The sequence below is a fragment of the Leucobacter soli genome, from assembly GCF_042659205.1.
Classification (GTDB): domain Bacteria; phylum Actinomycetota; class Actinomycetes; order Actinomycetales; family Microbacteriaceae; genus Leucobacter; species Leucobacter soli.
In genome coordinates this window covers 1-8,282 of sequence record NZ_JBHSRW010000102.1, presented here as the reverse complement: position 1 = coordinate 8,282, position 8,282 = coordinate 1, and the positions used below count along the sequence as shown (strand labels likewise).

The window sequence follows — 8,282 nt, the reverse complement described above, 5'->3', positions numbered from 1 at the left end:
GGCCTGAGCGGCCGGCGCCTCCGGGCGGGCGATGATCAGGCGGCGGCAGCCGGGCGTGCGGCGCCCGCTGCACGGCTGCCGGTCTCGAGACTGTACGGGATCGTCGACGCGGTACAGGATCGTGCCGCAGAAACATGCAGTCCCGACGATCCCGTACAGTCTCGCGCGGGTATCCGCCGCCGACGCGCCCGCCAGCGCCAGTGTCAGCACCAGCACCAGTGCCAGCGGCGCCGACGCCTCGGTCTACCGGGGCGACGACGCGGCTGGACCGCTCAACCGGCCGGGACGACCGCCGTGCGCTCGATCGGCCACCCCATCGTCGTCTCGCGCCCCAGGTCGATGCCGGACACCGAGCCGTGGTCGGCCCAGAAGAAGCCCTCTCCGCCGTCGATGAAGTCGGCGCCGACGCGGATCCTCTCGCCCAGGTAGACGAGCTCGGTGGGACGGATCCGCACCTCGTTGACACCCGAACCGAGAGCGGCCACGCCGTCCTCGGGGCGCAGCAGCACCTTGACCGGCGTGCCCGTGCCGAGCGACGCCGCCGAGCGGCCGCGCATCGCGCCGCCGCCATCCAGACGCACATCGACCATGCCGTCGCGCTCCTCGAGGACCGATCCGCTCAGGTAGTTGGCGGCGCCCAGGAAGCTGCCGACGAACTCGTTGCGCGGCAGTTCGTACATCTCCTCGGGCGTGCCGACCTGGGAGATCTCGCCGTCGCGCATCACGACCACGCGGTCGCTCAGCCCGAGCGCCTCCTCCTGGTCGTGGGTGACGAAGAGCACGGTCGTGCCGAGTTCCTGGTGCAGGCGCCGGATCTCCGCCTGCATCTGCTCCCGCAGGTTCTTGTCGAGGGCGCTGAGCGGCTCGTCCATGAGCAGGATCGGCGGCCGGTGCACGAACGCTCGGGCGAGCGCGACGCGCTGCTGCTGACCGCCGGAGAGGGCGGCGGGGCGGCGGTCGGCGAACCGCTCGAGCGAGACAGCCTCGAGGGTCTCCATGACTCGGGCCCGCACGTCCGTGTCGCGGCTCTTGCGGAGCCGCAGCGGGAAGGCGACGTTCTCGAAGACCGTCATGTGCGGGAAGAGCGCATAGCCCTGGAACACCATGCCGAGCCCGCGCTTGTGCGTGACGAGATGCGTGATGTCCTTCTGGTTCAGGAAGATCTGGCCGGAGGTCGGCGATTCGAACCCCGCGACCATCGCGAGCGTCGTGCTCTTGCCCGATCCGCTCGGGCCGAGCAGTGTCACGAACTCGCCGGGCTTGATCGAGAGGTTCACCTCGTTCGCTGCGACGACGTCGCCGTAGTGCTTGCTCAGATCGACGAGATCGAGGCTCGCCGCGGGCCCCGCGAGGTCGTGCAGGGGTGCCGGGATGGTGGTCGTCATCGGTTTCTCCTTGGACTATCCGAACTTGAGCGCGGCACCGGTGCGACGCTTGGAAATGGTGTTCAGCAGCAGCGCGCCGCCGAGCAGCAGGAAGGTCGACAGCGTCAGCACGGTCGCGGCTACGGGTACGAGCGGGTTGAGCTCGTAGGTGATGCTGCCGAACATGCGCACCGGCAGCGTCGGCTCGTAGTCGCCGGCCACGAACAGGGCGACGACCGCCTCGTCGAGCGAGACCATCAGCGCGATGAGCACGCCGGCGCCGATGCCCGGCGCGATCACGGGCACGACGACCTTGAGGAAGGTCTGCAGCGCGGTGGCGCCGTGCACGCGCGCCGCCCGGACGAGCCGGAAGTCGAAGGTGCGCAGCGAGGCGGTCACCGTGATGACGACGAACGGCAGCGCGAGGCCGATGTGCGCGAGCACCACGAGCCAGAGGCCGCCCTGCACGCGGAAGAGCAGCGTGACGAGGTAGAGCCCGAAGCCCGAGATGACCACCGGCACCATCATGGGGAGCATCAGGAGCGGCTGATTGATGCGCGCGAGGCGCGGGCTCGCGGTGAGGATCGCGTACGAGGCGAGCGTGCCGAGCGGCGCGGCGACGACGGCGGTGGCCGCCGCGACCCACAGGCTGCGTGTCAGCGCCGCCACCCACTCCGGATCCTCGAAGAAGCGGACGATCCACTGCATCGAGTAGCCGGGCGGCGGGAACTCGAGGAACATGCCGGAGGAGAAGGCCATGGGCACGACGGCGAGCGCCGGCAGGATAAGGTAGGCGGCGACGAGCAGCCCGAAGATGATGCCGACGACGCGCGTGGCGAGTCTGGGTTTCACTGCTGCCTCCCGATGCGTTTGCCGACCCACTGCATGACGAGCACGATGGCGAGCGTGATGATGAGCAGCACGCTCGCCATCGCAGCGCCCATGCCCCAGTTCATGGTGGTGCCGACCTGCTGGCTGATGAGCTGGCCGATCATCATCTGCTGCGGCGAGCCGAGGATCGACGGAATGATGAAGTAGCCGAGCGTCGTGACGAAGACGATGGTGATGCCGGCGGTGATGCCGGGCATGAGCATCGGCAGCTTGACCTTCACCCAGCGGGTGATCGGGCCCGCGCCGAGCGTGGCCGCCGCGCGATCGTAGCTCGAGTCGACGCGGCGCATCACGTCGGAGATGGCGAGCACCATGAAGGGCACGCCGTACTGGACCATGCCGATCACGACGCCGGTCGGGCTGTTGACGAGCGCGAGCTTCTCGGTCGGGATGCCGATCTGCTCGAAGAACTTGATGACGGGACCGCCGGTCCCGAGGAGCGCCAGCCACGCGTAGGCGCGGACGATCACGCTGAAGAAGAGCGACGACACGATGGCGCCGTAGAGCACGGCGCTCATCCTGGGCCCGGCCGAGTTCGCGATCGAGGCGTAGGGCAGGCCTATGACGAGCGCGATCGCGGCGACCACGAACGACATCACGACGCTGCGCCAGAGCACGGTCCAGAACAGGTTGGAGCCGAACAGCTCCTGGTAGTGGCTGAGACCGGCCGGCTCCGCGGTCACGCTCATGGAGAGCAGCAGGATGGTGGGGGCCAGGAAGACCGGCAGCAGGATGAGCAGCGCCGGCACGTAGAGCCAGGCGGCGTTCGCCCAGATGCTCCCGCGTCGGTCGCGACGCGGGGCTCGGCTCACCACCGCGTGGAGATCGGTCGTCATGTCAACTACTTTCTCGCGAATCCATGGGGTTCGTCGGTGGATCGGCGGTGAGCCGATCCGGGGGGGCGGTTGCGGGGCGCCTGCCCGCGCCCCGCAACCGTCAGTCGGTGATCAGCCCGCGGCCCACTCGGTCCACTTGGCGCTGACCGCGTCGTAGTTCTCGGCCCACCAGTCGTGGTCGATCGTGCCCACGGCCTGCTCCAGGTTCGCCGGGTAGGCGTTGTAGAGCGGCTGCAGGTCGGTGTCGATCTTCTCGAACGACGACTTCAGCACGGGCGAGTAGCCGGTCGAGAGCGCGACATCGCGCTGACGGTCGGCATCCATCATGAAGTTGAAGAACTGCATGGTCTCGTCGAGACGCGGCGAGGCTGCGGCGATGGTGTTGACGCTGCCGTCCTGCAGGTTCTCGCCCCACTCGATCGCGACCGGCTGGTCCTCCTTCATCAGCGCGGCGACGCGGTTGTTCCACGCGAAGGCGAAGGGAGCGCCGCCGGTGCTGAGGATCTGCTGCAGCTCGGCGCCCGAGTTCCAGAAGACGAGGTCGTCGCGCACCGAGTCGAGCTTCGCGAGCGCGCGGTCCACGTCGAGCGGGTAGAGCTCGTCCATGGGCACTCCGTCGCCGAGGAGGGCGACCTCGAGCATGCCGTACGGCCAGTTGTAGATGGCGCGCTTGCCCGGGATCGCGTCGGTGTCGAAGAACTCCTCCCAGGTGGTCGGGTGCTGCGCCTCCTCCGTGCGGTACGAGATCACGAACGAGTACGACGGCGACGGGATGCCCCAGTCGATCGTGCTGTAGTCCTTGCCGGGCGGGTTGATCACGTCTGCGTCGTCGTACTGCACGACATCGCGATCGATCGTGGCCCAGTCGGCCTGGCGCTGGTAGGCGAACCAGCCCTCGATATCGACCCAGTCCCAGGTGATGTTGCCGGTCTCGAGCTGCGCCGTGTACTTGCCGTAGTCGACGGGGTTGACCATCTTGGTCTTGATGCCGGTCTCCGCCGTGAACGGATCGGCGTAGACCTTCTTGAAGCCCTCCTCCGTCGTGCCGCCCCAGGTGACGAGCGTCAGGGTGACGTCGGACGAACCGCCGTCGCCGCCATCGCCGCCGCCGTCGCTGCTCGGCGCGCAGCCGGCGAGGGCCGCGACCGCGAGGGACGCCGCGAGTGCGCCCCCGATGGTCCGTTTGATGGACAGTTTCATGGTGTATCTCCTTCGATATCTTCTACAACGGTAGTCGGTCGGTCTATTCGGTGCGGGTAGGGTCGGCCTCGAACTCGGCGATGATCCTGCGCATGATCTTGAGTCCGCTCACGCCGGCCGGAACGCCGGCGTAGACGGTGATCTGCTTCAGCACGGCGAGCAGCTCGTCGGGGGTGACCCCGTTGCGCAGCGCGCCGCGCGTGTGGATCTCGAACTCTCCCATGCGGCCGAGCGCCGCGGTGATCGAGAGCACGATGAGGCTGCGCTCTCGCGGGGGCAGGGTGTCATCGGTCCAGATCTCGCCCCAGCAGTACGAGGTCATGAACGGCTGGAACGCGGTCGTCAGCGGATCCGTCTCGGCCATCGCGGCGTCGACGTACTCGTCGCCGAGCACGCGGCGGCGCACCTGCATGCCTCGCTCGAAGAGGCTCTCGGAATTCGGCTCAGTCGTCGACATGTGCGGTGATCTCCTTCGCGATCCTATCCGTCGTGACGCTCAGCATGTTGTGCTTGACGCCGGGGATGACGACGAGGCGGCCGTCGGCCACCGCGTTCACGATGTACTCCGACATGTGCGGCGGGGAGCCGACATCGCCCTCGCCGGCAATGGCCAGGGTGGGGGCCTGGATCTCGTGCACCCGATCCGCGAAGTCGGTCGTCGCGAGCACCCGGTAGGCCGCAGTGTAGGCCGCCGGATCGAGTTCGGCCATCCGCTGCAGGGTCTGCTCGCGCACCTCGGGGTGCTCGGCGATGTACTCGGGCGTGAACCAACGGTCGACGCTCCGCTGCGCGATGGCGACCGGCCCCTCGGTGGCCAGCTCCTGATAGCGCTGCTCGACGCGCGCCCGCTCCTCCTCGGTCCGGTTCGCGACGGTACCGACGAGCACCAGTCGGCGGATGCGATCCGGCGCCTTCAGCGCGAGACCCTGGGCGATGAGCCCGCCCAGCGAGAACCCGGCGACATCGAAGACCGCGATCCCCAGGTCGTCCATGAGCGCCAGCGCGTCGCCGATGAAGTCGTCGATCGAATACGGCCCGGCGGGCTTGTCGGAGCCCCCGTGACCGCGGAGGTCGTAGCTCACGATGGGACGGTCGACGGGGAGCTGCTCGATGACGCGGTCCCAGGAGCTCATCGACGCGCCCACGCCATGGATGCAGAGGATCGGCGTCCCGGTGCCCTCGGGGTGCGCGATGCGGTACTCGGTGTGCATCGGTTCAGTTCTCCTTCGCGGTGGCGTAGTGGGGGATGACCTCGGCGCCGAAACGCCGGATCGAGGCCAGTTCTTCCTCGAGGGACATGCCCAGGCTGGCGTCGTAGAGGTAGACGTCGGTGCCCACCTCCTCGTAGGCGCGCAGCTGCTCGACCACCTCGGCGCTCGTGCCGAACACCAGGTTCTCGAGGATCTTCTCGACCGTGTACTCGCTGCGGGACTCGCTGATGCTCGGATCGATGTACTCCACCCAGCCCTGCTCGACCTTGCCGTTCGTGCTGTAGAGGTTCTCGAAGGTACCCGAGTCGCGGCGGTAGGCCTCTGCGGCGGCGGTGAGATCCTCGCCCTCCGCGGAGACGTAGGTGTTGCGCAGCACCATCATCTCGGGCACGAAGCCGTTGTCGACCTCGGCGGTCGCGGCGTCGACGCGCTCGCGCAGCGACACGACCTCTTCGAAGCCCTTCATGAGGGGCGCGACCATGAGGTTCGCGCGGTTCTCCACGGCGAGCCGGAACACGTCGGGGTGGCGCGCCGACACCCACAGCGGCGGACCCGCGGGGTCCAGAGGCCGCGGCGTCGAGGTGCTCGACGGGAACTTCCACATCGTGCCGTCGTGAGCGTAGTCGCCGGCCCAGAGTCCGCGCAGCGCCGGGAGCAGTTCGCCGAGCTGCTCGCGCGCGATCTCCGGCGGAATGCCGCCGGCCATGCGGGCGAACTCGTAGGGGTAGGCGCCGCGGCCGATCCCGAGCTCCAGGCGACCACCGCTCAGATGGTCGAACAGTGCGGCCTCGCCGGCCAGTCGGATGGGGTGCCAGTAGGGGGCGCAGAGCACGGCGGTGCCGAGGCGGATGCGTTCGGTGTGGCCGGCCAGGTAGGTGAGCAGGGTGAACGGCGCCGGGGCGATCGTCCGCTCGTGGCCGTGGTGCTCGCCCACGAAGAGGGCCTCGAAGCCCGACTCCTCGGCCGTCTTGGCGATCGCGGTGACGTTGCGGATGACCTCCGCCATCGACGTGTCGGGGCTCGTGCGCCCCAGGTCGATCATCAGTGCGAATCTCATCTTGTACTCCCTCGTAGTGTCTGCGGGTGCCCCGTCGGGGCGCTGGTGGGGCGGCGGGATCAGCCGCCCATGACGAACGGGTCGTTCACCGTCCCGGAGTGGTTGATGATGATGGTCTTCTCGCGGGTGAACTCGTAGAGTTCCCGGCTGCCGCCGATGCGCCCGTAACCGCTCTCCTTGTAGCCCCCGGAGGAGATCGACTGCTCGGGCGCCCGGTAGGTGTTGACCCAGACCGTGCCGGCCTTGATGCGCTTGGCGACGGTCAGGGCGGTGTCGATGCTCCGCGTCCACAGGCCCGACGCGAGGCCGAAGGCCGAATCGTTGGCGAGCGCGAGCGCCTCGTCGATGTCGGAGAAGGGGGTGAAGCCGATGATGGGACCGAAGACCTCCGTCTGGAACAGGCGGTGCTCCGGTCGCACGTCGGCGAAGATCGCCGGTTCGAAGAACCGGCCGGATCCCGCACCCGTCTCGCGGAGCGCGCCGCCGGCGACGAGCCGGGCGCCGTCCTCCTCCGCCTGCGACACGTGACGGAGCGCGCTCTCGGTCTGCCGCGCGGAGGCGAGCGGCCCGATCTCGGTGGCCGGTGCCAGCGGATCGCCGTAGGCGAGGCGGCCGACTCGAGCGGCGAAGGCGGCCAGCACCTCGTCGTAGATGCTCTCGTGGATGAGGGCGCGCGATCCGGCGACGCAGGTCTGACCGGCCGCAGCGATCACGCCCGAGATGAGGCCGGGCACGGCGTTGTCGAGGTCGGCGTCCGGCAGCACGATCTGCGGCGACTTCCCGCCGAGCTCGAGCATCACGGGGATGAGCCGATCGGCCGCGGCCGCGGCGACCTTCCGGCCGACCACGCCGCCGCCGACGAAGACGAGCTTCGCGACATCCGGGTGGTTCACCAGGGCCTCGCCGGCTGCGGGACCCTTGCCCGAGACCACGTTGAGGAGCCCCGGGGGCAGGCCGTACTCCACCGCGAGCCTCGCGAAGTGGAGCACCGAGGCCGGTGCATCCTCGGGCGTCTTCACCACGACGGCGTTGCCGGCGGCGAGCGCGGGCGCGGCGGTGTCGATCATCAGCGGCACGGGCGAGTTCCAGGGCACCATGCAGCCGATCACGCCATAGGGTTCGCGGATCGTCAGCCCGAGCGTGGTGTGCTTGGCCGTGGGGGCGGTGATCCCCTCGATCGTCTCGGCGTTGCCGGCGGAGTAGCGCAGCGAGTGGGCGACGCCGCTCGCCTGCGAGCGGGTCTCTCGCAGCAGCTTGCCGTTGTCGAGCGTGTCGATCACACCGATCGACTCCGCGTCGGCCTCGACGGCGTCCGCGATCCGGAGCAGGATCCGCGCGCGGTCGTAGGCCGAGGTCAGCGCCCAGGCTCGCTGGGCCTCGACGGCGGAGCGCACAGCCCGGTCGACGTCCTCCGCACCGGCATCGGCGGCCTCGTACCAGGTCTCCCCCGAGAAGGGGTCGACGCTGGCGAAGGTCCGCCCGTCGGCGGCCGCCACCTCCTCGCCGCCGATCAGCAGCGGCAGGCCGGCGGCGCTGATCCTGTCGGCGATCCCGGTCTCGACCTCGCTCGGGACGCTGCGCAGCTGCGGGCTCATCGCGCCTCCTCCTCGCGCTTGTGCGAGCGAGGCGGGGTGGTGAGCACGGCCACCGATCCCTCGGCCTGCGTGCCGGCGTAGATGCCGAAGGCGGCGCCGGCCCGCTCATCACCTGCGAGAACGACCTG

General features: G+C 69.3%; 9 protein-coding genes. All 9 read right to left on the bottom strand.

Features of this window, described 5'->3' with window-relative positions; genetic code table 11:
* Nucleotides 1-216, bottom strand: a 216-nt coding sequence (locus tag ACFPZL_RS07810) for a hypothetical protein (RefSeq protein ID WP_382335035.1), incomplete at its 3' end; no start/stop codon positions are given.
* Nucleotides 217-272: 56 nt separating this feature from the next.
* Complete coding sequence (locus ACFPZL_RS07805; RefSeq protein ID WP_218114538.1) at nucleotides 273-1,385, bottom strand: ABC transporter ATP-binding protein; 1,113 nt, start codon at nucleotides 1,383-1,385, stop codon at nucleotides 273-275.
* A 15-nt stretch (nucleotides 1,386-1,400) separates the two neighbouring features.
* On the bottom strand, nucleotides 1,401-2,216 hold the full coding sequence (locus ACFPZL_RS07800) for an ABC transporter permease (RefSeq protein ID WP_218114537.1): 816 nt from the start codon (nucleotides 2,214-2,216) through the stop codon (nucleotides 1,401-1,403).
* The gene (locus tag ACFPZL_RS07795) at nucleotides 2,213-3,091 is read right to left on the bottom strand and encodes an ABC transporter permease (RefSeq protein WP_218114536.1); all 879 of its coding nucleotides are present in this window, start codon (nucleotides 3,089-3,091) and stop codon (nucleotides 2,213-2,215) included. Before ACFPZL_RS07795 ends, ACFPZL_RS07800 begins: the two co-directional genes overlap by 4 nt.
* Before the next feature lie 111 nt (nucleotides 3,092-3,202).
* Nucleotides 3,203-4,291: an extracellular solute-binding protein gene (locus ACFPZL_RS07790; RefSeq protein WP_218114535.1), complete on the bottom strand. Its 1,089-nt coding sequence runs from the start codon at nucleotides 4,289-4,291 to the stop codon at nucleotides 3,203-3,205.
* 43 nt (nucleotides 4,292-4,334) lie between these two features.
* On the bottom strand, nucleotides 4,335-4,748 hold the full coding sequence (locus ACFPZL_RS07785) for a carboxymuconolactone decarboxylase family protein (protein WP_218114534.1): 414 nt from the start codon (nucleotides 4,746-4,748) through the stop codon (nucleotides 4,335-4,337).
* Entirely contained in the window at nucleotides 4,735-5,502 is a 768-nt protein-coding gene (locus ACFPZL_RS07780; RefSeq protein ID WP_218114533.1) for an alpha/beta fold hydrolase, read from the bottom strand. Before ACFPZL_RS07780 ends, ACFPZL_RS07785 begins: the two co-directional genes overlap by 14 nt.
* Nucleotides 5,503-5,506: 4 nt before the next feature.
* Nucleotides 5,507-6,559: an LLM class flavin-dependent oxidoreductase gene (locus ACFPZL_RS07775; protein ID WP_218114532.1), complete on the bottom strand. Its 1,053-nt coding sequence runs from the start codon at nucleotides 6,557-6,559 to the stop codon at nucleotides 5,507-5,509.
* A 59-nt stretch (nucleotides 6,560-6,618) separates the two neighbouring features.
* Nucleotides 6,619-8,154: an aldehyde dehydrogenase family protein gene (locus tag ACFPZL_RS07770; RefSeq protein WP_218114531.1), complete on the bottom strand. Its 1,536-nt coding sequence runs from the start codon at nucleotides 8,152-8,154 to the stop codon at nucleotides 6,619-6,621.
* Nucleotides 8,155-8,282: the final 128 nt, after the last annotated feature.

Bases quoted from the DNA above. Each gene is read 5' to 3' on its own strand.
- ACFPZL_RS07805 (WP_218114538.1), bottom strand. From the start codon at position 1,385: ATGACGACCACCATCCCGGCACCCCTGCACGACCTCGCGGGGCCCGCG.
- ACFPZL_RS07795 (WP_218114536.1), bottom strand. From the start codon at position 3,091: ATGACGACCGATCTCCACGCGGTGGTGAGCCGAGCCCCGCGTCGCGAC.
- ACFPZL_RS07790 (WP_218114535.1), bottom strand. From the start codon at position 4,291: ATGAAACTGTCCATCAAACGGACCATCGGGGGCGCACTCGCGGCGTCC.
- ACFPZL_RS07785 (WP_218114534.1), bottom strand. From the start codon at position 4,748: ATGTCGACGACTGAGCCGAATTCCGAGAGCCTCTTCGAGCGAGGCATG.
- ACFPZL_RS07780 (WP_218114533.1), bottom strand. From the start codon at position 5,502: ATGCACACCGAGTACCGCATCGCGCACCCCGAGGGCACCGGGACGCCG.
- ACFPZL_RS07775 (WP_218114532.1), bottom strand. From the start codon at position 6,559: ATGAGATTCGCACTGATGATCGACCTGGGGCGCACGAGCCCCGACACG.
- ACFPZL_RS07770 (WP_218114531.1), bottom strand. From the start codon at position 8,154: ATGAGCCCGCAGCTGCGCAGCGTCCCGAGCGAGGTCGAGACCGGGATC.